This window comes from Syntrophaceae bacterium (assembly GCA_013177825.1).
Taxonomy (GTDB): domain Bacteria; phylum Desulfobacterota; class Syntrophia; order Syntrophales; family PHBD01; genus PHBD01.
On the sequence record JABLXX010000001.1, the window covers coordinates 843644 to 867054 of the forward strand.

Below are 23411 nucleotides of genomic sequence, written 5' to 3' on the forward strand. Positions count from 1 at the left end.
TGTTGCAATTATCCTTTAAATCAGCTAGGAGTCAAGCAATACCATGCCTTTGCAGGATGATCCCCGCCGGTGGTGATGCCTTGTCCGACATGATTCTTCGTACCGTCAACCTGACCAAGCGCTACGGGACCCGCCTGGCCGTAAACGGCCTGAACATCGAGGTCCGCCGCGGCGACGTCTTTGGGTTCCTGGGGCCCAACGGTGCCGGCAAGAGCACGGCCATCCGGATGATCCTCCGCCTTGTTTTTCCCACGGAGGGCGACGTGGAGCTGTTCGGCCGTTCTCTTAACAGGGAGGGCCAGCGGGTTCTCGACCGGGTTGGAGCCATCGTCGAAAAACCGGCCTTCTACGGCCACCTGTCGGCATACCGGAACCTGGAGATCCTCGGGGGGCTGCGGCGACGTATGCCCCGGCATCGCATCCTGGAGGGGCTGGAGCGGGTGGGTCTGCTGGACCGGGCGGATGACCGGGTGAAGACCTTTTCCCATGGCATGAACCAGCGCCTGGGGCTGGCCCTGGCCCTGCTTTCAGAACCCGAGCTGATCATTCTCGACGAGCCCACGACGGGGCTGGATCCGCAGGGTGTGAAGGACGTCCGCGACCTGATCCGGGAGCTTGCCCGGGAACGGGGCATGACGGTCTTCCTCTCTTCGCACCTCCTCCATGAGGTGGAGATGACGGCAACGCGCATGGCCGTCATCCACCAGGGCGTTCTCCGGGTCGAAGGTGCCGTCCGGGAGCTGCTGGGGGACGGCGAAGCGGTCGTGACGGTCCGCACGGACCGGCCGGAGGAGGCTGCCCGATGGATCGAGGCCCGGGGTGGATACCCGTCGCCGGAGCCCCGCGGGGACGGCTTTACGCTCAAGATGGAGCTCGGCCGCATCCCGGACCTGAACCGCGACCTCGTCGAGGCGGGATTCCGGGTACAGGCCCTGATCCCGGAGCGCTCCCTGGAAACCTATTTCCTGAACCTGGTGGGGGATTAGAACATGGGCCGGCTGGTCTGGTTCGAGGCGGTCAAGACGTTTACCAAGCTCAGGACCTATATCGGGTTCCTGGCCTTCGGCATCCTGGTTCCCCTTGTCGTGGCGGGCCTCCGGATGGGGGGCCAGAGGGCCTTTGAGCGCAATCTCCTGGCCGCCCTGGAGCAGGACTTCATCATCGGCGGAAACGTCCTCAACGGCTGGTTCTTCGGCTTCTTCTTCCTGGGCGCCCTGTGGGTCCACGTGCCCATCGTCCTGACCCTTGTGGCGGGGGACCAGATCGCCGGCGAGGGGAACGCCGGGACGTTCCGGTTCCTCCTGCCCCGGGCGGAGTCGAGGAACCGGATCATCGTCGCGAAGTTCCTGGTCACGCTTCTTTATACGGCCTTGATGGTGCTTTTTATCGGCGTCCTCACCCTGGGGCTCTCCCTGGCCGTCTTCGGAGGAGGGGATCTCCTGGTTGTGAAGCGGGGGCTTACAGTCATCCCGGAGGCGGTCCTGCCGGCCCATTTTCTCCTAGCCTGGGGCCTCGCCATCCTGAGCATGTTCGTCGTCTCCGCCATGTGCTTTCTTTTCTCCGCCTTCACGGACAACTCCATCGGCCCCATCGTGGCCACCATGGCCGTCATCATCATCAGTCTCATCATCATCACGCTGCCCTTCGAGCTGTTCCAGGCCATCCGGCCCTGGCTTTTCGTGAACTACTTCGATACCTGGCAGAAGGTCTTCGCCGATCCCGTCCCCTGGGATGAGATCATGAGAAACGTCTGGATCCTGCTGGGCTTTACGGTCCTCTTCTTTTCCATGACCCTGGCCTGGTTCAACCGCAAGGACATCCTGTCATGATGAATCCGAAAAGAATGTCACCCATGCTTCTCGCGGCGCTTGTTCTGGCGGCCGTCCTCGGGTCGGGATGGGTGCCGACGCCTGCGGGGGCCGCCGGGCCGGATCCGGTCAGGACGTTTACGGAGGTTGTCCGTCCCTACGAAGGCATCCGGGATTACACGGTCCGGATCCAGGCGAAGATCCGGATTCCCGATTTCCGGGTTCCCGACTTTGCCGCCAGGGTCTACTTCAAGCAGCCCGACCGCTTCCATCTGGAGACGAAGAACTTCGCTCCCCTGCCGCGGGGGGCCGCCCTCTTCGACCCGGCACGCTTCCGGCCGGAGAAGAACCGCATTGTCTGGCTGGACGCCGAAGCGGCGGACGGTGTTCCGGCGGATGTGTTCCGTGTGGAGCCTCTGGAGGAGAAGGGGCGGATCCGGTCGCACCGGGTCTGGGTCGGCGGGAGTCCGAAACGGATCCTTCAGGTGGAGAGCCTTTCGGTCCAGGGAGGCAAGGCCCTGGCCAGGATCCGTTATACCCTGGTCCGGCAGGGAGACGAAAGTCTCTGGCTGCCGCAGCGGGTGGACGTGCAGCTGACCTTCCCGGAGAGAGGCGTCCGTTCGCCTGAAAATCCCTTTTACAGCCAGGACAGCCCTGTCTCCCGGGGCATGGCCCGCCTGGAGAACATGCCCGCGGAGGGATCCGTCGCAATCACCTATGCCGGCTGGACCTGGAACACGGGTCTGGACGACGCGCTGTTCAAAAAGAAGTGACCGCGCCCGGGTGGCCGGATTGCGCCGGTGATCCCGCGCCCTTCGGATCCGCCTTCGGGAGTCGGTCTTGCGTTCATTAAAAGAATGAAAAGGAGGAACGGATGAAAAGAGGGTGGCTGGCGATTTCGGTGCTGCTGGTTTTCTGGGCGGGGACGGCCCTGGCAGGGGAACAGATGATCATCACGTTTCAGGACGGGAGGACGCAGAGTTTCGATACGGGCACGATCCTCCGGATCGAGTTCCAGACGGCCGGCGCATCGTCCGGTTCGATGCCTGCGCTGACGGGTTGCTGGACGGGTCGCTTCCGGGGGACCGACACCAGCGGCTATGCCATGGACATCAACCTGAGGGAAACAGACGGCCGGGTCGAAGGGGGATACGCTTACTACCACCGGGGACAGCAGAGACAAGTGACTGCGGTCATCGCGGATGCCACGATCACGGGTCGAGTCCTCCGGGGGACCTGGAGGCAGGTGTCGGGCATCCCCGCAGAAGGACGTTTCGAATGGACATGGCTGCCGGGATCCGAGTGCCAGGCGTTCGAGGGGAGCTTCGACGGGACCCGGTTCTGGCGGCGGATGACGCGGCAGTAGGCGGGCGATGGTGATCCCCGGTCCCCGTTTGCCCGGGTTCACCGGCTCGTTCAGCACCTGAAGCGTTTGGAAGAAAGGAAGGCATGAATGGGAGCCGACGGACATTCCCACACCCATTCCCACTTCGGAGACCTGTCCTCCCGGACGTCCTTCCGCCTGTTTCTCTCCCTGGGCATCACGCTTGTGTTCGTGGCCGTCGAGGCGCTGGCGGGGCTCTGGGCGAACAGCCTGGCGCTCCTGTCGGATGCCGGGCACAACCTGACGGACGCCGTCGCCCTGGGCCTGAGCTGGTACGCCGTCCAACTCGGCAACCGGCCTGCCCATGCGGGCAAGACCTTCGGCTACCATCGGGCGGGCATTCTCGTCGCGCTGTTCAATTCCACCACCCTGGCCGTGATCGCGCTCAGCATTTTCTATGAAGCCTGGCACCGATTCCTGTCGCCGCCGCCGGTACAGGCGGGCATTCTGATCGTCGTCGGAGCAGTGGCTTTCCTGGTGAATGCCGGAACGGCCTGGCTGGTTCGAGAGGGCAGCGAGCACGACCTGAACCTGAAGAGCGCCTTTCTTCACCTGATGGGCGATGTTTTTTCGACGCTCGGGGCGGTACTGGCGGGCGTCGTCATCTTCTTTACGGGGCTGAACTGGCTGGATCCCCTGGCGAGCGTACTGATCGGCGCGCTGATCCTGTGGAGTGCCTGGAGCATTCTCCGCGACGTGCTGGACATCCTCCTGGAGGCCACCCCCCGGGACGTCGATATGGACGGGGTCGTCGCCGATCTGCTGGACGTCTCCGGCGTGCGCGGGGTTCACGACCTGCACGTATGGAGCATTACGCAGAGCATGCGGGCCCTCTCGGCGCACATCCTGACGGACGACATTTCCATCAGCGGCGGGGCGCTCATTCAGCGGGCTATCCAGGAAAGGATCGGCCTCAGGTACGGTATCGCCCATGTGACGCTGCAGTTGGAGTGTGCCGGCTGCGAACCCGACCGGCTCTATTGCGACCTGAACGGATTGAATCATGCTTGCCGGGGGGCCGGCGGGGAAGCAGGGGAACTGCCGGGAACCGGGCCTTGACGAAGGCTCCGGCGGGACGGCCTGGCGGCGTCAGCGGATGCGGACGGGATGCGGGATGGCGGAAGACGGGCGGCCGGGTCCGGAGAGATAGCGATCATAGATGGAGCGGACGACGTCTTCTCCCAGGGACAACAATTCATTGGCATGGAAGCCCACGGGATTGCGCTTCCGGTAGTCTCTGACGGGGTAGTCTTCCAGGACCCTCCGGCGGTTCAGCACCAGGATCTCTTTTTCCCCCTGCCGGCGGATCTCCACCAGGTATCGGTTCCGGGCGCAGTATTTCAGGAACCGGCGGACCTTTTCCAACAGCCGGCGATGATCCAGCAGGTCCGGATCGAGATGAGGCAGGACGTGCGCCCTGACCCGCTCGTGGATGTCCCGGACGATCTCCTCCAGCGCCGCCAGGAATCGCTCCTTCTCCACGGCGACCGTTTCGGCGGCGCCGTCCTGAATCTCCGCCAGGCGCTTCAGGTAGTAGGCCGCGATCTGGCTGAAGGTGATCGTGTGGAGATGCTGGAGGGTATCGAAGAGGAGGAGGTTGAATTCCTCCTTTGGCTTCCTGGCGAAGAAGGGCCTCCCCACCCGGATGAAAACGTCCTTGGAGCCCCGGACGAGGCGGTCCACCTTCACGTTGATCGGCAGGATATAAACCTTTTCCCGGGCGTTCTCGAAGGCGCCCTCCACCACCTGGAAGGCGGCGCTCCGGATCTTCTTGAGTCCACCGAACCCCCAGGTCGTTCCCTCCGGGAAAATCAGCGTGGATAATCCCCCGGCGGCGGCCTCCCGGAATTTCCCGACCTGCTCGTCGATGGCCTGGTGCAGGGCTTGCCGTTTCGTGTCGAGGTGTTCGATGAAGGGCCGCTCGATGGACGTGAGCTGCATCGTCCGGAAAACGGCCAGGGGCAGTCCCGTCCGGTCCAGGAGCAGGAGGATGGAGCGCAGAAATCGGTTCCCCTGGGCGAAGTTCATGGAGAGGTAGCGTCCGCCGAGGAAATCGTTCTTGGCCATGATCAGGAAGTCGGGCTTGGGATGCAGGGCGTAGTACACCCGGGAGAGGGAAGGGATCTCGTAATAGCTGTCGTGGGTGACGGTGATCAGGGCCGGAGTCGGGATCTCCCGGAGGTTTTCCTTCCCTTTCAGGTGCGGCCTCTGGCGCATGATACGGGAGGCCAGGAAAAATGCGAAGATGACGAAATTGTAGAAAATACCCTTGTGTTTGCTGGACATGGTTTCTATTGCCGGGAGCCTCATGCACTTCCGGTATCGGCAGTCCGGCCCGGCGTCAGCCCTCCTCCATCCCCTCGATGAAGGCCAGGACGTTCTGTCCCAGCACACCGTGGTTGTATCCGCCCTCGAGGATTCCGAAACAGCCGCCCCCGTGCTCCCGGGCCGCCCGGCGGACCATCTTCCCCATGTTCCGGTAGTCTTCCGTGGCCAGCAGTCCGCCCCAGTCCTCCAGGTGGTTGTCGAACCCGGCGGAGACGCCGATGAGGTCCACTTTCTCGGCGAAGAGCTTCTGTTCGACTTCCCGGAGATACTTCGTCCGCTCCGCCGCGGACGGATTGTGGATCGTCACGTAGCCGCGGCCGCCCAGGATATTCACCGTTCCGTCGCCGAAGTGGAGGTCGAAATCCAGAACGTGGGCCTTTTCGATGAGTCCCTCGCGCTTGAGCTTCTCCAGGGCGATGGCCATGTTGTTGAAGTAGCAGAACCCCCAGGCGCTGCCGGAGGAGGCATGGTGCCCCGGAGGCCGGATGAGGGCGAAACAGGGCTCCGTCAGGCCGGTCATGGCCGCCTGGACGGCGCCGCCGGCGGCCAGGGCGGCAATGTCGTAGAGGCGCTCGCGGCGCACTTCCTCAATGTGGGACGGGGTGTGAACGGCGGCGATGTCCTCCGGGGACGCCGGGACGGCTTCGACAAGCTCCGCTTTGCCCCGGATCGCTTTCAGGACGGACTCCACGCGGCCCGTGGCGGCCGCGGGATCTGCAACATAAGATTGATGGAAATCCTTGTGAAAGATAACCTTCATGACGATGCCTCCCCGGGGTGAGGCTCAGGAGGAATGCCTCCTGTGCCGAGCTGTCGCCGCCCGTCTTCTCTTCAGACCGGCCCGGCGGGGTTCAACGGTCTTTGGATTCCTCCCACAGAAGGTCCATTTCCTCCATGGATGCCGAGGCCGGAGATTTTCCCCGGCGGCCCAGCTCCCGTTCGATGAACCGGAAACGGTCCCTGAACTTCGCGGTGGCTGCCTCCAGCGCCTCTTCCGCTTCGACGGAGGCGTGGCGGGCCAGGTTCACCACCGAGAACAGGAGGTCGCCGATCTCTTCGCTCACCCGGTCCGGGGAGCCGTGGGCAAGAGCCTCCTCCAGTTCCTTTGTTTCCTCACGGACCTTGTCCAGCACGCCGGCGGTATCGGTCCAGTCGAAGCCGACCCGGGCGGCCCGCCGTCCCGTCTCCTGGGCCTTCCGGAGGGCCGGCATGGAGCGGGGGATTCCGTCGAGGATCCCTCCGGGCTCGCCGTTGACCGCCTTCTCGCCCTTCTTGATTTCATCCCAGTTGGTCTTCACCTCCGCGGCGTCGCGAACGGTGACGTCCCCGAAGACATGGGGGTGGCGCCGGATCATCTTTTCCCGGATCTCCGCCGTCACATCCGCCAGCCGGAAAGAGCCGTCCTCTTCGGCGAGAACGACCAGGAAGAGGATCTGGAACAGCAGGTCGCCAAGCTCCTCCCGGAGCGCCGCCGGCTCTTCTCCGGCCAGGGCGTCCAGGACCTCGTAGGCCTCGTTCAGGAGATAGCGGCCGAGGTCTTTCTTTCCCTGGGCCCGGTCCCAAGGGCATCCATCGGGGGAGCGCAGGGTCCGGATCAGGTCAAGGAGCGCATCGATACCGTTTGGGTCAGGCGTTGAAAACGCGCCGCTCCGTCCTCCTCCTGTGCCGGTCATTGAATGGATTCTCCCCGCAGCGGCCGGGCTTGTTCGTGTTTCCGAATTTCCCAGGCTCCGGGGGGGACCCTAACATATCCGCCCCGGGCTGACAACGGGTCGTTTCCAGCCGCCGGAGTCCGCTGGGAATGAAGGCGGAAAGCCTGAGAAGGGTCCCCGGGTTCGGTCACGCCCGGTGAAGGGGATGGGTTCGGGGGCAGTTTCCCTTGACAGTCCCCGGACCGGTCTGTTAACCATGGTATCCATCGGGGCGACGGACGGCCCGGCGCCGTTCTTCCCTTCCGCCCCCTTCCGGAACTGGAACCTGACCCATAAACCTGTGCGCCAGCGGCCTATCCCGGAGGCTCTTCGATGGACATGAAGCGGGATTATTACGAGGATATCCGGCTCTTCGGGAGCGTCGTGGTCCTCTTCTGGTCTCTCCTTCTGCTGGCTTTCCTCTACACCCTGCCCCTGTATCTGCCCGCATACCGCTTCTATCTGCTGAACCTGATCCTGGTCCATGTGATCCTGGCTGTGGGGCTCAACATCCTGGTCGGCTACACGGGCCAGATCTCTCTCGGACATGCGGGATTCTTCGCTATCGGCGCCTACGCGACGACCCTGCTCATGGCCAGGCTGGAGGTTCCCTTCTTCCCCGCCCTCCTGTCGGCGGCCTTTATCGCCGCGGCCTTCGGCTTCCTGGTGGGACTCCCGGCGCTTCGCCTGGAGGGCCCCTACCTGTCCATCGCCACGCTTGGGTTCGGTCTCACCATCACGCATGTCATCGGGCACGCGGAGGTCTTCGGCGGGCGAACGGGGCTCCAGGCGCCGCCCCTGGATCTCGGAATTCCGCAGCTAGGCTGGAGCTTCATCCTGGAGACCGATCTGGGGAAATACTACCTGATCCTGACCATCGCCGTCCTGATGGTAACCGGCGCCGTCAACCTCATGAAGACCCGGGTGGGCCGCTCGTTCGTGGCCATCCGGGACAGCGACATCGCCGCCGAGGTCATGGGGGTCAACCTGATGGCCTACAAGACCCTCTCGTTCGCTGTCAGCGCATTCTATGCCGGCGTTGCCGGGGGGCTTTTCGGGTTCATCCTGGGATTCTTCAATCCCGAGCCCTTCAACCTCATCCTGTCCATCGTGTTCCTCGTGATGGTCGTCGTAGGAGGCCTGGGATCGACCTTTGGATCCATCGTAGGGGCGACGCTCATCACCTGGCTGCAATACGATCTCCTGAAGAACATCCGGGAAATGCCGCTGGCGGGCCCGTTCCTGCTGGATCTGTCGGACCGCTGGTTCACCGTCGTCGGCCTGGAAAATTTCAACAGCATCATCCTCGGTCTCGTCATGATCGCCATTGTCCTCTTCGAGCCCCTGGGGATGTTCGGAGTGTGGCTCCGCGTCAAGAAGTATTGGAGAACATGGCCGTTCTGAGGTGCCTATGATCGGACAGCTGATTGTCGAGGGACTCGCCATCGGGGCCTGCTACGGCCTCTTTGCCGTCGCCGTGGTGATTATCTACAAGACCTCGGAGGTGATCAACTTCGGCCAGGGCGAAATGGCCATGTTCGCCACGTTCGTGGCGTACCATATGCTCACGTACTACGGCGCTCCGTTCTGGGCGGCCTTTCTTCTGACCCTGGGGTTCGCAGCGCTCCTGGGGGCGGCCGTGGAATTCCTGTTTCTCCGCCCGGCGAAGAATCCGAGCATCCTGGGGCTGATCGTCATCACCCTCGGGGCCGAGATGCTGCTCATGGGGCTCGCCAGCTGGAAGTGGGGGGCCGAGCAAAAGTCCTTCTCGCTGCCGTGGTCCTACATGTCGATTCACGAGCCCGTTCCGGGCATCATCATCAGTGACTGGGCCATCGCCGTCTTCCTGACGGCCGGGACGATCGCGGGCCTCCTGTACGTCTTCTTCCGTTTCACGAAGCTCGGCATCGCCATGCGGGCGACCCAGCAGAACCAAAACGCCGCCAAGATCATGGGCATCCGGACCGAGCGGGTCTTCGCCTTTTCCTGGGGGCTCAGCTCCATCATCGGGACCGTTGCGGCGATGTTCTTCGCCGCCAGGGCGACCCTGGACCCGGCCTTCATGATGGAGCCCTTCCTCCGGGCATTCGCCGCGGCGGTCCTGGGGGGGCTGACGAGCATTCCCGGTGTGCTCGTGGGGGGGGAGATCCTGGGACTGATCGAAAACCTCTTCGGATACATGTGGCCCCAGTGGAAGCCCATCGTCGCCTTCGTCATCATCGTGCTCGTCCTGTGCATCCGCCCCAGCGGTCTCTTTGCCCGGCATTTCGTGAAGAAGGTGTAGGATGAAGGCGGATCGCAAGAGAATGCGGCGACCAGGTGTACAAAAAAGGGGCCTGGCGGTCCTCGGGGGACTGGTGATTCTGGTTACATTGCTCTGGATGACCGCCGCCGCATCGGAATCGGAAGAGGCATCGACCGGTGAAATCAGTGCCGTCGAGCAGGCGGCCCGGGCGTACCTGGAAGCGGAGGCCCGGCGGGACTTCGAGGCCGTCTGGGCGTTCCTGGCGCCTTCCTCGGTGTATCGCGACACCCATGATTACCGGTCATATCGGGAGGAGGCCGTCCGGTCCCCGGTCCGCATCGTGCGCTTCACGATTCTCCGGGTGACCTCTCTCCGGCCGAATCACGACCCGGCCCGGTTTCCGAGAGTCGAGCGATTTGCCGAGGTGGAGGTGGACCTGGTGCTTTTCTATACCGATACGGAGACCCGGACGGATGTGAATTACCGCTTCACGTTCATCCGGGAGGGAGGGAGGTGGTACAAGGGGTAGTCGTCCGGGACGGTCCCGCATGACGTCTTCAGGCTCGGGCTCGATGGGGCCCCGGAGGGGCGACAGGGTTCTTCGAACTCTTCATGGAAAAGGAGGGTATCATGGGTTCGAAACGTTTCTGGATGGTTCTTGGGATGGCGGCCTGCGCGGTACTCCTGGTGTCGGCCCCCGGCCTGGCGGCCAAGCCGGGCTTCGACAACAAGGAGATTCGCATCGCCCAGTGGGGTCCCCAGACGGGACCCGCTGCCCCCTGGGGCAATGTGGCACGAGGGAGCCGGCTGCTGTTCGATCTGGTCAACGAAGAGGGGGGGATCCACGGCCGGAAGATCAAGTACTTCATCCGCGACGACCAGTACAACCCGGCTCAGACGGTCGCCGTGGTCAAGGACGTGGTGGAGCGGGAAGGTATCTTCGCCTTTGTCGGAGGCACCTCCGGGGCCAGCGGACTGGCGGTCAAGGACTACCTGGCGGCCAACAAGGTCGTCTGGGTTTCGCCGGCGACGAGCATCAAGGAATACGTGATGCCGGTGAATCCTTACATTTTCGCCCTGATGCCCCTTTACGACGACGAGGCGAGCATCCTGACCAGGTACGTGGTGGAGAAGCTGAAGATCCGGAAGATCGGCGTCCTCTACCAGAACGATCCCTACGGAAAGAACGGCCTGAACGGCGTGAAGCAGCGCCTGGCCCACCTGAAGATCGCCGCGGTGGCGGAGGTGCCCGTCGAGGCAGGTGAGAAGGACCTGGCTTCCCAGATCATGAGGTTCAAGAATGCCGGGGCCGAGGCGGTCTATCTCCAGGTGAATCCGACCTCGGCGGTTATCGCCCTCAAGACGGCCGCCGCTGTCGGCTTCAAGCCGCAGTGGGTGGCATCCTCCACCCTGTCCGACTATGCGCTGATGCACAAGATTTCCGGCGGCCTGTGGGAAGGGGTCATCACCGGCGCCTTTACCGAGCCCGTCGATTCGGCCCTGCCCCTGATGACGAAGTATCGCGAGGCGGCCAGGAGGCTGGATCCGAAGGAGCGATGGGCCCTTTTCTATCTCGGGGGCATCGTCTTCGCCGAGCCTCTCGTGGATGCCCTGAAACGGACCGGCAAAAACCTCAGCACCGATGCTTTCGTCCGAGCCCTCAACTCGACGAAGGACTTCAAGGGCGTCGGTCCGACGATCACCTGGACGAAGAGCCAGCACCAGGGGAGCGATTCCATCCAGATCTGGCAGTGCGGCCCCAAGGGCGCTCTGAAGGTCCTGCAGGGATGGACCGCCAACGATCTGGCACGGTGGAAAAAGAAATAATCCCGATGCGGGGAAGGCTGCGGCCTTCCCCGCATCGATGGTCCGGCCGGCCGGGCTGCGGGTGACGGGAGCATGAGCATGGACCACTTCCGGGTGGAAAACCTCTCCATTGCCTTCGGGGGTCTGAAGGCGGTCCACGAAGTGGGCTTTCGGGTCGAGAAGAACCGGATCTTCTCGATCATCGGGCCCAACGGGTCGGGGAAGACCACCATCTTCAACCTGATCAGCGGCATCTACCGGCCCGACGGGGGAAAGGTGTTCCTGGAGGGCGAGAAGCTGACGGGGCTGTCGCCGGACCGCGTCGCCCGCCGGGGTGTCGCCCGGACCTTCCAGAACATCGAACTCTTCTCCAATGCGAGCGTGATGGACAACCTCCTCCTGGGGCGGCACATCCACATGAAGACGGGGGTCTTCTCCGGGGCCTTTCTCTGGGGGCGGCGGTCCCGGGCGGCCCGGGAGGAGATCAGCAACCGGGAGGTGGTCGAGCGAATCATCGATTTCCTGGACCTGCAGTCCGTCCGGAACCTGCCGGTGGCGAGCCTACCCTACGGCAAGCGGAAGCTCGTGGAGCTTGGGAGGGCCCTGGCCCTCGAACCGAAGCTGCTTCTGCTGGACGAGCCCTCGGCGGGCATGAACACGGAAGAGAAGGAGGACCTGAACCTCTGGATCCGGGACATCCGGGAGGACTATGGAGTGACGATCCTGCTGATCGAGCACGACATGAACATGATCATGGGGATCTCCGACCGGATTCTGGCCGTCAACCAGGGGCAGGCCATCGTCGAGGGGACCCCGCAGGAGGTGCAGAGCCACCCGGAAGTGATCCGGGCGTATCTGGGGGAGGCCGATGCTTAGACTCTCCAACGTCGAGACCTGGTACGACCTGATCCGGGCGCTTCACGGGATCTCCTTCGAGGTCCGGGAAGGGCAGGTCGTGGCGCTCCTGGGATCCAACGGGGCGGGGAAGTCGACGACCCTCAAGACGATCATGCGGCTACTCTACGGCCAGAGAAAGGAGCAGCCCGAGAAGGGGACCGTCGAGTTCCGGGGAGTGCGCATCGAGCGGAAGAATCCCGACGAGATCGTCCGGATGGGGATCAGCTATGTCCCCGAGGGACGGGAGGTCTTCCCGGAGCTGACGGTGCGGGAGAACATCCTCATGGGGGCCTACACACGGCGCGACGGCCCGGCGGTCCGGGAGGACATGGAGCGGGTCCTTCAGCTTTTTCCCGTGCTTCGGGAGCGGCGGGAACAGCAGGCGGGTTACCTGAGCGGCGGAGAGCAGCAGATGCTGGCCATCGGGCGGGCCCTCATGAGCCGGCCGAAGCTTCTCATGCTGGACGAGCCGTCCCTGGGGCTGTCGCCGCTCCTCACGAAGGAAATCTTTCACATCATCCGGGACATCAATACCCGGGAGGGGGTGACGATCCTGCTGGTAGAGCAGAACGTCCACATGGCCCTGCAGTTTTCGCAGTTCGCCTACCTGATGGAAAACGGGCGCATCGTCCGGGCAGACCGGCCGGAGATTCTCCGGGAAGATGAGGACGTGAAAGAGTTCTATCTCGGCGTGGCCCGGGAAGCGTCGGTGAAGGGATACAAGCGCTACCGGCGGAAGGTGAGGTTCCGGTGACCGGACAGGCGAACAGCATGGTTGATACCCTCCCCAAGGCCCTGGCGTCCGTCGCCGCGAGGCAGCCCGGACGGGCAGCCATGCGACGCAAGGACATGGGGATCTGGCGCGACATTTCATGGGCCGGATACCTGCGCCAGGTGCGTCTCGCGGCGCTGGGCCTCCACGCCATCGGGGTCCGCCGGGGAGAGCGCGTGGCGATCATCGGGGAGAACCGGCCGGAGTGGCTTTACAGCGCCCTGGGGACTCTTGCCGCAGGCGGGACCTTTGTGGGGATCTATACGACGAATCCCGTTGCCGAGTGCGAGTACGTGGCGGGTCATTCGGAATCCGTCGTCTACATCTGCGAGGACGAGGAGCAGCTCGACAAGGCCCTGGTCTTCCGGGAGCGGACCCCGAAGCTCCGGAAACTCGTGGTGTGGAACATGGAGGGGCTCCGGCATTTCCGGGATCCCATGCTGATGAGCTTTGACGAGCTGCTCCGGGAGGGAGAGCGCCTGGACGGGGAACAGCCGGACCTCTTTGACCGGCTTGTCGGGGAAGGCCGCGGCGGGGACGTCGCGGGGATCATCTACACGTCCGGCACGACGGGGCCTCCGAAAGGGGCCATGCTGTCTCATGAAGGCTATCTGTGGGTGGGAAGGAAGGCCGGCGAGATCTGCCGGGCCGGGAAGGACGACGAGACCATCTCCTTTCTCCCGCTCAACCATGTCTACGAGCAGATCTTCGACCTGATGGTTCATCTGACCGTCGGGCACACGGTCAATTTCACGGAGAACACCGATACGGTCATGGCGGACATGCAGGAAGTATCGCCGACCCTCTTCCACGCGGTGCCCCGCATCTGGGAGAAATACTACTCGGGCATCGTCCTCCGGATGGCCGATGCCACGCGCCTGAAGCGCGCCGCTTACGGGGCTGCCGTACGGATCGGCTCGCGGCACAACGAGGAATGCCTGGCGGGACGGACTCCGTCCTTCCTGATGCGACTGGCCTACGGACTGGCCTATTTCGCGGTCTTCCGTAAGCTGAAGGAACGGCTGGGTTTTGACCGCGTCAAGCTGGGATTTTCCGGAGCCGCCCCCATCTCCCACAACATACTCAAGTACTTTCAGGGCATCGGAATCCCCATCCGGGAAGGATACGGCATGACGGAGACCACGGGGATCACCCACATGTCCGATGAGCGTCATTTCAAGCTGGGCACGGTGGGAAGGCCTCTCCCGGAAACGGAGGTGAGCATTTCGGAGGACGGCGAGATCCTGGTGCGCCACCCGGGCATCTTTCTGGGATACTGGCGGGATGAGGAAAATACTCGGGAAGCCCTGCGGGACGGGTGGCTTCACACGGGAGACGTGGGGGAAATCGACGACGAGGGCTATCTCCGGATCACGGACCGGAAAAAGGACCTGATCATCACGGCCGGGGGGAAGAACGTCGCTCCCCAGTACATCGAGAACCTTCTAAAGTTTTCTCCTTACATCAACGATGCCGTCGTTATTGGCGACGGGCGGAAATACCTCACGGCGATCATTGTCATCGATGAGGAGAACGTCGTGAAATTCGCCCAGGACCGGAAGGTTTCCTACACGACCTTCGCCAGTCTCACGCGAACGGAGGAGGTAACGGCGCTGATCCGGGAGGAGGTCGGCAAGGTGAACGACCAGCTCGCCCGGGTGGAGAACATCCGGCAGTTCCGGATTCTCGACAAGAAGCTGTACACCGAGGATGGCGAAGTGACCCCGACGATGAAAGTGAAGCGGAAATTCATCAACACGCAGTATGCCGACCTGATCGAGTCCATGTATACCGATTGACGGTGCGTTTTTCCCCCTCCGGGCATGACCTCCATTGCAGGCGATGCGAGCCCGATCCGCAGTGCATAAATAGTTGTAATCACTAAGCGAAAAAAACTACTCCCGTTTCAAATTAAAGGGTTGAATTTTGATGGCAAATCGGGTACAGGGACACCGTTGTTCTTCCGCTGTCCGTGACGGTAATTCGATGGATCTCTCCGGAGATCCGCATCCATCCGTTGATTTTTTCAGTGGAATCCAAACCTTGGACAAGAGGTAGCGTCGTGGTCCGGGTTTTGGAGGAGCGGATCCTTCGGGGAAAATCTTTTCGGTAGCACCGCCTGAAATGCGTCTATTTTTTCACCACGTGAGAGGAGGGTAACATGGCAGAAGAGAAAAAAAAATTGACAAGGGCTGAGAGACTCGAGGCCGAAAGGGAGAAGAATCTGCAGCATTGGCTGGCGCAGGATGAGATCCTGTTCAAGCACCGGGAGGAGGCCTTTGACATCGGCGGCGCCGATCAGGTCGCCCGGCTGGCGAAGCAGAACAAGAAGCCCATGCGCGATCTCATCAAGCTGCTGATCGATCCCGGAACGGAATTCTTCGAACTGGGGCTCGACGCCGGTTACGACATCGGCAAGAAGCGCCTCTATGGCGGAGAGATCTACGAATCGGAAAAGCGTGGTCACATTCCCGGAGGCGGCGTCGTCACGGGCATCGGCACGGTCATGGGAAAGGATTGCATGATCTTTGCCAACGAAAACCGCTACGCCGCAGGCACCTATTTCCCCATTACACTGAAGAAGCACATGCGGGCCCAGGCGATTGCCGAGCAGTGCGAGCTGCCCTGCGTCTACCTCACCGATTCAGGCGGCATCAACCTGCCTCTCCAGGTGGGATGCTTTGCCGACGACGGCCACTTCGGCAGCATGTTCTACAACATGTGCCGCATGTCAGCCAAGGGGATCCGGCAGTATACCCTCTCCACGGGCGGCAACACCGCGGGCGGCGCCTACATCGTCTACCTGGCCAGCGAGTCCATCATGATCGAGAAGATGGCCTACGCCTTCCTGGCAGGTCCCCCCATGGTCAAGTCGGCCATCGGCGAGACCGTCTCCATGGAAGACCTGGGCGGCGCATACGTCCACACCCAGCATTCCGGAGGCTGCGATCACTTTGTCCGGACCCAGGAAGAGGGTGTCGCGAAGCTCCGGGCAATGATGGAGTTCGAACCGACATCGAAGCTCTACATCGACCGCCGGGAGACCCGGGAGCCGAAGTTCGATTTCAAGGAAATGATGCGGGGGACCCCGACGGACACGTACCAGTACATCAACATCAAAGAGACGATCAAATGCCTCGCCGACGACAGCTACTTCTATGAGTACAAGCCCACCTACGGCCCCGGCCGCGGTGATTCCATCATCGCCGGCAAGATGTGGATGAAGGGAATCCCGGTCGGTGTCATCGCCTCCAACGCCAGCGGCGTCATTTACATCGACGCGGCCCGGAAGGCGACGGAGTGGATGATCCGCTGCGGCAATTCCAAGCTCCCCGTTCTCTTCCTCCAGGGCTCCCCCGGCTACATGGTCGGCAAGGCCGAGGAGTGGGGCGGCATCGGCAAGTATGGTTCCGACATGGTCCGGGCCTGCACCTGCCTCGACACCCCGAAGGTCACCTACGTCATCGGTCCCGACCACGGCGCCGCCAACTACGGCATGTGCGGCCGGGCGTTCAAGCCCCGATTCGCCTTCACGAACATGCGGGGCCGCACGACCGTCATGTCCGGCGAGACGGCGGGCTTCATCGTCGAGACGGTTCGCCGCAAGAACATCGTCGACAAGGGCGGCGCGGTGAACGAGGAAGAAATGGCCGCCTTCCGCAAGATGATGCGCGACCGGTATGATGCCGAGGGTCATCCCTTCTACACCGGGTCGCTCCTCTTCCACGACGGCGTGATCGCCTTCAGCGAGGCCCGGGACAAGATCACCCGTGCCTTCGAGGTCTCACTGCGCGTGCCCATCAAGAAGTCCGACTGGGGCGACTTGAAGGTGTAATCCCGATCCGGGAAGAAGGGAGGAGGAAAACATGTCGGACGTACTGCTGAAAGAAAGAACCGAGGATGGCATCCTGATTCTCACTCTGAATCGGCCCGATGCCATGAACTGCTTCAACTTCGACCTGCTGGCGGTGCTGGCGGACACGATCCGCGAAGCCAACTTCGATTTGGATCTGCGCTGCATCATCATCACCGGCTCCAAGGCCGGCGACGATCCCAAGAAGTGGTCCTTTTCCACGGGGGCCGATCTGAAAGAGCGACGGACCCTGACCCAGGACCAGGTGCGACGGTTCATCTTCACGATTCGCAACACCTTCACGGCAGTGGAGCAGGTCCGCATCCCCGTCATCGCCGCCATCAACGGCTTTGCCTTCGGCGGCGGTACCGAATTGGCGCTGGCGTGCGACATCCGCATCGCATCGTCCAACGTCCTGATGGGACTGACGGAAACGTCCCTGGCGATCATTCCGGGTGCCGGCGGCACTCAGAGGCTTCCGCGGATCGTCGGGATGGCGAAGGCGAAAGAGCTGATCTTCACGGCCCGGCGGTTTGGTGCCCAGGCAGCCCTCGATATCGGGCTGGTGAGCAAGGTCGTGGAGCCCGACAAACTGATGGAAGCGGCCCTGGAACTGGCCAGGGAAATCGCCAAAAACGGCCCCATCGGGGTCGCTCAGGCGAAGTTCGCCATCAACTACGGCATGGAAGCCAGCCTGGGCGTAGCCCTGCCGCTGGAATCCAAGGCCTACGAAGTGACCATTCCCACGAAGGACCGGCTGGAGGCACTGGCGGCTTTCGCGGAGAAGCGGAAACCCGTTTTCAAGGGCGAGTAATCCATGACCGGCGTCGTTCCTTTCCTCCGCTGCCGCCAAGGGAGGGACGGCGCCGGTCAGTCGGAACCCGCAAACCAATAACCACCAAATCTGAGGAGGAGGGTAGTTTTTTATGGCGACAGAGTACGATTACTGGAAGATTTTCCCCCGGATGCCCAAAAAGGTGTCCATCGGGGACATCACGATCCGTGACGGTTTCCAGCACGAGGAGAAGTTCATCTCCACGCAGGCGAAGATCTTCTACGGACAGGAAATGATTCTGGCGGGCTGCCGGGAACTGGAAGTGACCAACCTGGCCGCCGCCACGACGCCCCAGTTCGTGGACGCAGCAGAGGTCATGAAGGCCATGCGGAGCGACGAGTTCCGGAAGCGGGCTTCCCGCCAGGGCATCGACCTGGACAAGGACGTCTGCCTGACATGCGTCACGATCCGGGAACCCTCGGTGGACATCGCCATCCGGATGAGGAAGGAAGGGTACGGTCCCGACCGGATCCTCATGATGGTCTCCACGGATCCGGAGCACCACTTCGCGAATTCAGGGACGACCCTGACCCACTACTGGCGTGAGGCAGAGCGTTGCATCCAGAAGGCTCGGGATGCCGGGATCAAGATGGTCGGCACCGTCAGCACCATCTGGGGGAGCCCCATCAGCGGCGCCACGGAGTTGAAGGACGCCGTGGAGTTCACGAAGCGCTGGTTCCAGATCGGCGCCCATGACATCGAGCACGCCGACCACGACGGCTCCGCCAACGCGGCCGACGTGTACCGTTATTTCTCCATGGTCCTGGACGCGATGCCCAACCCGGAGGCTCATCTGTGCCACCTGCACGAGACGAAGCGCATTGCCTCTTCATCCGTCCTGGCGGCCCTGCAGGCGGGGATCACCCGCTTCGAGGCCACTTTGGGCGGCCTGGGCGGCCAGCCGGCCAACTTCCTCGATGACTGTCCCATCCGGGGCACCGGAGAGTACTACTACGACGACCCGCGCTTCGTCGGTTTGGTCACCATGGAGGATCTCCTGGTCCAGATCGATGAGCTGGGCATCGAGCACGGCTATGATGTAGATCGCGTTCTCTGGCTGGGCAGGAAGATGGAGAAGACGACGGGCCGTCGGCTCCGCTCCGAAGCCATTTACAACGGGCGGACTCAGAAGGCGGGTCATATGAAGTTCGCCCGCCCGGGCCTCAAGAAACTGATCGATAAACTGGGCGAGAAGCCTGGACAGCGGACACCCCAGGACTGGACGGCCGAAGCCGTTCTGCCGGAACCCTGGGGACCGGCGGATCCGATCTGGAAGAAATAACCATCAACATTGCACTGGGAGAGGGGGAACTTGGCGTTCCCCCTCTCACCATAAGAAATTGGTCCTTATCAAATTCGTTGAGGAGGTAATCCCATGGCAGTAGAAGTTGTGGCCCCGATGCCGGGGACCATTGCGGAGATTCTGGTGAGTGTCGGTGACGATGTGAAGGCGGATGAGGAGTTGATCATCCTGGAAGCCATGAAGATGGAAAACCCCATTGTGGCCCCGGCGGACGGAAAGGTCACCGAGATCAAGGTGGAGGAGAAGGACAAGGTCGACACCAATCAGGTCCTGGTCGTTCTGGGGTAGCCTATATCCCTGGATTAAAGATAGAAATCCCCCGGTCCGGATATATATGGGCACGGGGGATTTCTATTTATGGGCCGCTGAAAAACGCCCATCTGCTTCGTTCCCCTCATCCTGTGCCGTTCGACGTACTCAAAGTACGCCTCGCGGCCCATGATATCGGGCGCCTCGCATCTGAAATGTGAAAAGGGGAACAGATCTCAAACTTGTCCCCCTTTTCCGTGTCATGTTTTTTCCAAGACTCACCGGATCATTTGACGGGCCATTCGCCCCGCTCCTTCAGGACGTCCCGGTAAACCTCCAGCGCTTCGTTGACGGCGGGCATGCCGGCGTAGGTCGCCACCTGGAAGAAGATCTCCGCCAGCTTCCGGGGATCGCAGCCCACGTTCAGGGCGGCATTGACGTGCAATTTCAACTCGCCCGTAGCCCGGAGGGCTGCCAGCATGGCGCAGGCCGCCATCTGCCGTTCCGGCAGGGTCAGCACCGTCCTGGAGTAAAGGTTTCCCGTGATAAACCGGGAAAAGTCGTTGGCCAGATCCTTGTCGAACTGGCGCCACATCAGGTACGGGGGATCCATCTTGACCCCCTTGCCGAACAGCCTGGTCGCTGTCTCCTGGGTTTTCTTGTTGACGTCGTCGCTCACGCTTCCTCTCCTTTCTCCTTGAATGCAATTCCACCGGGTGCGGTTCCCGGCTTTTATTCATGCCACTCTCCTGCTCCCGGCATGGGAAAGGCGTTACGCTTCTTTCCGGTACTCCCGGAAACCCGTACCGTGGGAGCTGCTATCTCGATTTTACCTGGAAATTGTCTTTGTCCCGGTCCTGGAGATAGACATGGGAGTACTGCTGGACGGGAATCTTCCCGAAGAAATCTTCGCCTTCCAGGCGACACGCAGGACAGGCATGGTGCGGGATGATCACGGCGTAGATCCGCTTCCCCGTGTCCGCCTGTGAATCGATCAGAACGAGACCGCCGCAGTCCTCGCAGATGCGGACCGTTTCCTCCTGGTGTTCGGAGATGCCGTCCGTATCGTAATAGATACCCTTTCGCCGCCGGGTGTATCGGGAATCACCGACCATCTTCTTCTTCAGGGAATGCCTGCTTTTCCAGAGCCGGTGGATCTCCGCCACGTCCCGCTCGATTTTCCGCGTCAGTTCGTCCGACTGGCGCAGGGACTCGGCATGGAAGTCGGGTTCCCGGACGGAATCGTAATCGAGGCCGGCCATGGCCAGGATGATGCCCATGTTCACGTAGGGCAGGGCCTTCTCGATGGAGTACCCGCCTTCCAGAACAGCGATGTCGGGGGACAGCCGGTCGTTCAGAAGGGCGTATCCGCGGGCGCTGAAGCGCATGTTCGTGATCGGATCGCTGTAGTGATTGTCCTGGCCCGCAGAGTTGATGATCAATTCGGGCTGGAAATCGTCCAGGATCGGCAGGATGGCGTTTTCCAGCGTGTAGAGAAATCCCTCGTCGGATGTCCGGGGAGGCAGGGGGATGTTGATCGTGTATCCGAGGGCGTTCGGTCCCCCCATTTCCTCCGGGAAGCCCGTACCCGGGTAGAGCGTCCGGCCGTCCTGGTGGATGGAGATGCACAGGGTGTCGGGATCGTTCCAGTAAATGTCCTGGGTGCCGTCGCCATGGTGGCAGTCCGTATCGACGATGGCGACTTTCCGGATGCCGTAATGCTTCCGGATATATTCCACCATGACGGCCTCGATGTTGATGTTGCAGAATCCCCGGGCGCCGTGCACGACCAGCATGGCGTGATGGCCCGGCGGGCGGACGAGGGCGAAGGCGTTGTCCACCTCTTTCCTCAGCACCTTGTCGGCCGCGGTGATGGCTCCGCCGGCGGAGATCAGGTGGGATTCGGTGATGACGGAGCGGGCGTCGGGGACGCAGATGTGAGCCCGGTTGATGTCCTCGACGGTTGCCATGCCCGGCTTGAACTCGAGAATGTTCTCGAAATCGAGCAGCCCTTCCTCGAACACCTGGTCCTGCGTATAGAGGAGCCGCTCTTCCCGCTCCGGGTGGGTGGGGGAAATGGCCCAGTCGAAGGCGGGGAAAAAGATGAGCCCCGTTTTTCTCGGTTTCTTCGTCATGCTTTCCCCCCTTCGGTAAAACCGGCGATCAATCCCGGCTTGACCTGCACCTTGACACGGATGTTCTTCCCGGTCGTATAGAACTGCTTGACCATGTTGAATTCCATGTCTTCAATCACTTCGATCTCCAGGTCCTCTTCCCGCGCTCCCATGGCCATGACTTTTTTGCGCAGCCGATCCTGCCCGATCCGGATGGCATCCGCCCGGGTGAAGCGGGCCGGGATCGCCTCCTGGTAACCGTCTTCCGCGATGGTCAGGAGCTGCTGTTCCGTGTCGGCAAGGAGCGTCATCTCGGCAGTGGTGCGGGCCAGCGCGGCGCCGATGGCATTGGCCACTTCGGCGTGCTCGGGGATCTGTGCGGGGCAGCCAAGGAGTTCCGCCATTCGCGGAGCGATTGCTCCGGCGGGACCTCCAACCACGAACAGGGTCTTGGGAATCAGTTTCTTGCCTTCCAGGATTTCGTGGATCGTGTAAACGGGCTTGTTGTTGACCTCTTCGACCATGGATGTCACCGCCGCCGAGACGATTCGGCAGGTCTCTTCGTAAACGGCCCGGGCCGCATCCTCGATCCCCATATTCAACTGCCGGCCGATGTCTTCCATGGCCCTTCGGGCCAGTAACGCATCACCGATATCGGTCATTCCCAGGACAATCATGGCGTCCGTCGGCGTCGGGCAGGGGCCTCCGCAGGCATAGGCCGGTCCTTCCCGTACGGGTCCGATCTGCAGCCGGCCGTCCGTAACGCTGACAAGGCTGTCTCCTCCCACGCCGATGGACTTCGTCTTCAGCCCGCGAATCAGGGTTTTGTGGCCTTCAATGGTGACGCCGAAGGGTTCCAGAAGGGGTACACCGTCGGCGAAAAGGGCGATGTCGGTTGTCGTTCCGCCCATATCCAGGGCGACCGCATCCCGGCGGCAGCGGGCCATGCTGAGGATGCCCATGATGCTCGCTGCCGGCCCGGAGAGAATCGTCTGGACGGGAAATTCGCGCGAATGCTCGATATCGAAGGTCCCTCCGTCCGCCTTGAGGATATAGATGGGAACGGTGATGCCCTGGTCGCGGACGAAGCCTTGGATCTGGGTGATAAAGGTGTTGTACCGCCGCCAGATCGACTCGTTGAGGTAGGTGGTGGCGATCCTCCGTGGAAAATTCAAATGACCCGACAGCCGGTGTCCCATGGAGATGTGTCGATAGGATCCATCCAGAAGATCCCGGACCACGGTCTCCTGTTTCGGGTTCCGGGTGGAGAACTTGCCGACCACTCCAAGATGTCTGATCTCTTTTTCCTGAAACCGCCTCGACGCTTGGGCGACCTCCTCCGGGTCGATGGCCGCCATTTCCGCCCCCCGGTGGTTCGAATAACCGCGAATATGGATACTGTCCTCATGAACGGGCAGCAGAGACGGCGGCAGTCCGGGACCGCTGATGAGGATCATTCCGACGCGGTCCGTTTTCTTCTGGACAATGGCGTTTGTGGAGATGGTCGTGCTCAGGACAACGCGTTCAAGTTTCTCTGGCTGTTCATCCCGGAGGAGGTTGGTCGTGACGGCCAGAAGCGAATTCAGGAGGTTTTTCTCGTCGGTTGGAACTTTTGTCTTGCGCTTGACAACCAGATTTTCAATCAGGACTGCATCGGTATGCGTTCCCCCAACATCAATGCCCAAGATCATTGGTTCCCCCCTCGGGGAGTGAGCCCCGCATTTCAGTTTCGGCTGTATATACCGATAAAATTGACTTGACAAGGCAAAAAAAAAGCGTATCGTTCGTGCCCAATGACCTGTGACGTCAAGGATCACAGAAAGATTGAAAGTCTCATGAAAGGAGGTGAATAGGTAGATGAAGAGGGTCTTCGCTATCGTTCTTTCCCTGCTATTCTGCGTGTCGTTATCCTTCGCAGTGGTTGGCTGCAAGAAGGCAGAAGAGCCGAAACCCGCAGAGGTGAAGCAGGCAGCTCCGGCTCCGGCTCCGGCCCCGGCCCCGGCTCCGGCCCCTGGTGCGGCTCCCGCAGCCCCCGGCGCGGCTCCCGCAGCCCCCGGCGCAGCCCCGGCAGCCCCGGCAGCCCCGGCAGCTCCGGCAAAGTAGTTCCCTAAGATCAAGAGTGAATG

Annotated in this window: 22 protein-coding genes; 16 read left to right on the forward strand and 6 right to left on the reverse strand. The window is 62.0% G+C overall.

Translation table 11 applies throughout. The annotated features are described in order from the left end of the window. The first annotated feature begins 80 nt into the window (after positions 1 to 80). The 5 genes from HPY65_03815 to HPY65_03835 all read left to right on the forward strand — a co-directional run bounded on the left by HPY65_03815 (position 81) and on the right by HPY65_03835 (position 4251). Positions 81 to 986 (forward strand): ABC transporter ATP-binding protein, encoded by a 906-nt coding sequence (locus tag HPY65_03815; GenBank protein ID NPU83594.1) that lies wholly within the window; start codon positions 81 to 83, stop codon positions 984 to 986. 3 nt (positions 987 to 989) lie between these two features. Then, positions 990 to 1829 (forward strand): ABC transporter permease, encoded by an 840-nt coding sequence (locus tag HPY65_03820; GenBank protein ID NPU83595.1) that lies wholly within the window; start codon positions 990 to 992, stop codon positions 1827 to 1829. Further along, a complete protein-coding gene (locus HPY65_03825; protein NPU83596.1) occupies positions 1826 to 2581 on the forward strand; it encodes a hypothetical protein in 756 nt (251 codons plus the stop codon). The genes HPY65_03820 and HPY65_03825 overlap by 4 nt, the downstream gene beginning before the upstream one ends. 101 nt (positions 2582 to 2682) lie before the next feature. Beyond that, complete coding sequence (locus HPY65_03830) at positions 2683 to 3174, forward strand: hypothetical protein (GenBank protein ID NPU83597.1); 492 nt, start codon at positions 2683 to 2685, stop codon at positions 3172 to 3174. Between the two features lie 87 nt (positions 3175 to 3261). Beyond that, positions 3262 to 4251: a cation transporter gene (locus tag HPY65_03835; protein NPU83598.1), complete on the forward strand. Its 990-nt coding sequence runs from the start codon at positions 3262 to 3264 to the stop codon at positions 4249 to 4251. Between the two features lie 30 nt (positions 4252 to 4281). Here HPY65_03835 and HPY65_03840 read toward each other — a convergent pair whose 3' ends face one another. From HPY65_03840 to mazG, 3 genes are all read right to left on the reverse strand, one after another. Next, positions 4282 to 5478, reverse strand: coding sequence for a hypothetical protein (locus HPY65_03840; protein NPU83599.1), 1197 nt, complete (start codon positions 5476 to 5478; stop codon positions 4282 to 4284). 55 nt (positions 5479 to 5533) lie between these two features. Further along, positions 5534 to 6280, reverse strand: a complete 747-nt coding sequence (locus HPY65_03845; protein ID NPU83600.1) for a histone deacetylase family protein — start codon at positions 6278 to 6280, stop codon at positions 5534 to 5536. A gap of 91 nt (positions 6281 to 6371) precedes the next feature. Beyond that, positions 6372 to 7193 (reverse strand): nucleoside triphosphate pyrophosphohydrolase, encoded by an 822-nt coding sequence (gene mazG / locus HPY65_03850; protein NPU83601.1) that lies wholly within the window; start codon positions 7191 to 7193, stop codon positions 6372 to 6374. Between the two features lie 351 nt (positions 7194 to 7544). Between mazG and HPY65_03855 the strand changes: the two genes are divergently transcribed. The 11 genes from HPY65_03855 to HPY65_03905 all read left to right on the forward strand — a co-directional run bounded on the left by HPY65_03855 (position 7545) and on the right by HPY65_03905 (position 19210). Further along, a complete protein-coding gene (locus HPY65_03855; GenBank protein ID NPU83602.1) occupies positions 7545 to 8615 on the forward strand; it encodes a branched-chain amino acid ABC transporter permease in 1071 nt (356 codons plus the stop codon). 7 nt (positions 8616 to 8622) lie between these two features. Then, on the forward strand, positions 8623 to 9495 hold the full coding sequence (locus HPY65_03860; protein NPU83603.1) for a branched-chain amino acid ABC transporter permease: 873 nt from the start codon (positions 8623 to 8625) through the stop codon (positions 9493 to 9495). A gap of 1 nt (position 9496) precedes the next feature. Then, the gene (locus HPY65_03865; GenBank protein ID NPU83604.1) at positions 9497 to 9985 is read left to right on the forward strand and encodes a hypothetical protein; all 489 of its coding nucleotides are present in this window, start codon (positions 9497 to 9499) and stop codon (positions 9983 to 9985) included. A 101-nt stretch (positions 9986 to 10086) separates the two neighbouring features. Further along, positions 10087 to 11283, forward strand: a complete 1197-nt coding sequence (locus tag HPY65_03870) for an ABC transporter substrate-binding protein (GenBank protein NPU83605.1) — start codon at positions 10087 to 10089, stop codon at positions 11281 to 11283. 78 nt (positions 11284 to 11361) lie between these two features. Then, positions 11362 to 12138 carry an ABC transporter ATP-binding protein gene (locus HPY65_03875; GenBank protein ID NPU83606.1) on the forward strand — a complete coding sequence of 259 codons (777 nt, stop codon included), beginning with the start codon at positions 11362 to 11364 and terminating at the stop codon, positions 12136 to 12138. Then, positions 12131 to 12913, forward strand: a complete 783-nt coding sequence (locus HPY65_03880; GenBank protein NPU83607.1) for an ABC transporter ATP-binding protein — start codon at positions 12131 to 12133, stop codon at positions 12911 to 12913. Before HPY65_03875 ends, HPY65_03880 begins: the two co-directional genes overlap by 8 nt. A gap of 17 nt (positions 12914 to 12930) precedes the next feature. After that, positions 12931 to 14730 carry an AMP-binding protein gene (locus HPY65_03885; GenBank protein ID NPU83608.1) on the forward strand — a complete coding sequence of 600 codons (1800 nt, stop codon included), beginning with the start codon at positions 12931 to 12933 and terminating at the stop codon, positions 14728 to 14730. Positions 14731 to 15092: 362 nt separating this feature from the next. Next, entirely contained in the window at positions 15093 to 16766 is a 1674-nt protein-coding gene (locus tag HPY65_03890) for a propionyl-CoA carboxylase (protein ID NPU83609.1), read from the forward strand. Positions 16767 to 16797: 31 nt separating this feature from the next. Next, a complete protein-coding gene (locus HPY65_03895) occupies positions 16798 to 17598 on the forward strand; it encodes an enoyl-CoA hydratase (protein NPU83610.1) in 801 nt (266 codons plus the stop codon). A gap of 112 nt (positions 17599 to 17710) precedes the next feature. Next, a complete protein-coding gene (locus HPY65_03900) occupies positions 17711 to 18901 on the forward strand; it encodes a pyruvate carboxyltransferase (protein NPU83611.1) in 1191 nt (396 codons plus the stop codon). A gap of 93 nt (positions 18902 to 18994) precedes the next feature. After that, positions 18995 to 19210 carry an acetyl-CoA carboxylase biotin carboxyl carrier protein subunit gene (locus HPY65_03905; GenBank protein NPU83612.1) on the forward strand — a complete coding sequence of 72 codons (216 nt, stop codon included), beginning with the start codon at positions 18995 to 18997 and terminating at the stop codon, positions 19208 to 19210. A 247-nt stretch (positions 19211 to 19457) separates the two neighbouring features. Here HPY65_03905 and HPY65_03910 read toward each other — a convergent pair whose 3' ends face one another. The 3 genes from HPY65_03910 to HPY65_03920 form a co-directional block, all read right to left on the reverse strand. Beyond that, positions 19458 to 19784 (reverse strand): 4-carboxymuconolactone decarboxylase, encoded by a 327-nt coding sequence (locus tag HPY65_03910; protein ID NPU83613.1) that lies wholly within the window; start codon positions 19782 to 19784, stop codon positions 19458 to 19460. A 205-nt stretch (positions 19785 to 19989) separates the two neighbouring features. Continuing rightward, on the reverse strand, positions 19990 to 21306 hold the full coding sequence (locus tag HPY65_03915; GenBank protein ID NPU83614.1) for a histone deacetylase: 1317 nt from the start codon (positions 21304 to 21306) through the stop codon (positions 19990 to 19992). Further along, a complete protein-coding gene (locus HPY65_03920; GenBank protein ID NPU83615.1) occupies positions 21303 to 22976 on the reverse strand; it encodes a hydantoinase/oxoprolinase family protein in 1674 nt (557 codons plus the stop codon). Before HPY65_03920 ends, HPY65_03915 begins: the two co-directional genes overlap by 4 nt. Positions 22977 to 23411 lie beyond the last annotated feature (435 nt).

Excerpts from the sequence above, each read along its gene's own strand:
- HPY65_03835 (NPU83598.1), top strand. The coding sequence starts at position 3,262 with ATGGGAGCCGACGGACATTCCCACACCCATTCCCACTTCGGAGACCTG.
- HPY65_03820 (NPU83595.1), top strand. The coding sequence starts at position 990 with ATGGGCCGGCTGGTCTGGTTCGAGGCGGTCAAGACGTTTACCAAGCTC.
- HPY65_03860 (NPU83603.1), top strand. The coding sequence starts at position 8,623 with ATGATCGGACAGCTGATTGTCGAGGGACTCGCCATCGGGGCCTGCTAC.
- HPY65_03885 (NPU83608.1), top strand. The coding sequence starts at position 12,931 with ATGGTTGATACCCTCCCCAAGGCCCTGGCGTCCGTCGCCGCGAGGCAG.
- mazG (NPU83601.1), bottom strand. The coding sequence starts at position 7,193 with ATGACCGGCACAGGAGGAGGACGGAGCGGCGCGTTTTCAACGCCTGAC.
- HPY65_03875 (NPU83606.1), top strand. The coding sequence starts at position 11,362 with ATGGACCACTTCCGGGTGGAAAACCTCTCCATTGCCTTCGGGGGTCTG.
- HPY65_03900 (NPU83611.1), top strand. The coding sequence starts at position 17,711 with ATGGCGACAGAGTACGATTACTGGAAGATTTTCCCCCGGATGCCCAAA.
- HPY65_03825 (NPU83596.1), top strand. The coding sequence starts at position 1,826 with ATGATGAATCCGAAAAGAATGTCACCCATGCTTCTCGCGGCGCTTGTT.
- HPY65_03910 (NPU83613.1), bottom strand. The coding sequence starts at position 19,784 with ATGGATCCCCCGTACCTGATGTGGCGCCAGTTCGACAAGGATCTGGCC.
- HPY65_03915 (NPU83614.1), bottom strand. The coding sequence starts at position 21,306 with ATGACGAAGAAACCGAGAAAAACGGGGCTCATCTTTTTCCCCGCCTTC.
- HPY65_03895 (NPU83610.1), top strand. The coding sequence starts at position 16,798 with ATGTCGGACGTACTGCTGAAAGAAAGAACCGAGGATGGCATCCTGATT.
- HPY65_03865 (NPU83604.1), top strand. The coding sequence starts at position 9,497 with ATGAAGGCGGATCGCAAGAGAATGCGGCGACCAGGTGTACAAAAAAGG.
- HPY65_03855 (NPU83602.1), top strand. The coding sequence starts at position 7,545 with ATGGACATGAAGCGGGATTATTACGAGGATATCCGGCTCTTCGGGAGC.
- HPY65_03880 (NPU83607.1), top strand. The coding sequence starts at position 12,131 with ATGCTTAGACTCTCCAACGTCGAGACCTGGTACGACCTGATCCGGGCG.
- HPY65_03890 (NPU83609.1), top strand. The coding sequence starts at position 15,093 with ATGGCAGAAGAGAAAAAAAAATTGACAAGGGCTGAGAGACTCGAGGCC.
- HPY65_03840 (NPU83599.1), bottom strand. The coding sequence starts at position 5,478 with ATGTCCAGCAAACACAAGGGTATTTTCTACAATTTCGTCATCTTCGCA.
- HPY65_03830 (NPU83597.1), top strand. The coding sequence starts at position 2,683 with ATGAAAAGAGGGTGGCTGGCGATTTCGGTGCTGCTGGTTTTCTGGGCG.
- HPY65_03870 (NPU83605.1), top strand. The coding sequence starts at position 10,087 with ATGGGTTCGAAACGTTTCTGGATGGTTCTTGGGATGGCGGCCTGCGCG.
- HPY65_03905 (NPU83612.1), top strand. The coding sequence starts at position 18,995 with ATGGCAGTAGAAGTTGTGGCCCCGATGCCGGGGACCATTGCGGAGATT.
- HPY65_03920 (NPU83615.1), bottom strand. The coding sequence starts at position 22,976 with ATGATCTTGGGCATTGATGTTGGGGGAACGCATACCGATGCAGTCCTG.
- HPY65_03845 (NPU83600.1), bottom strand. The coding sequence starts at position 6,280 with ATGAAGGTTATCTTTCACAAGGATTTCCATCAATCTTATGTTGCAGAT.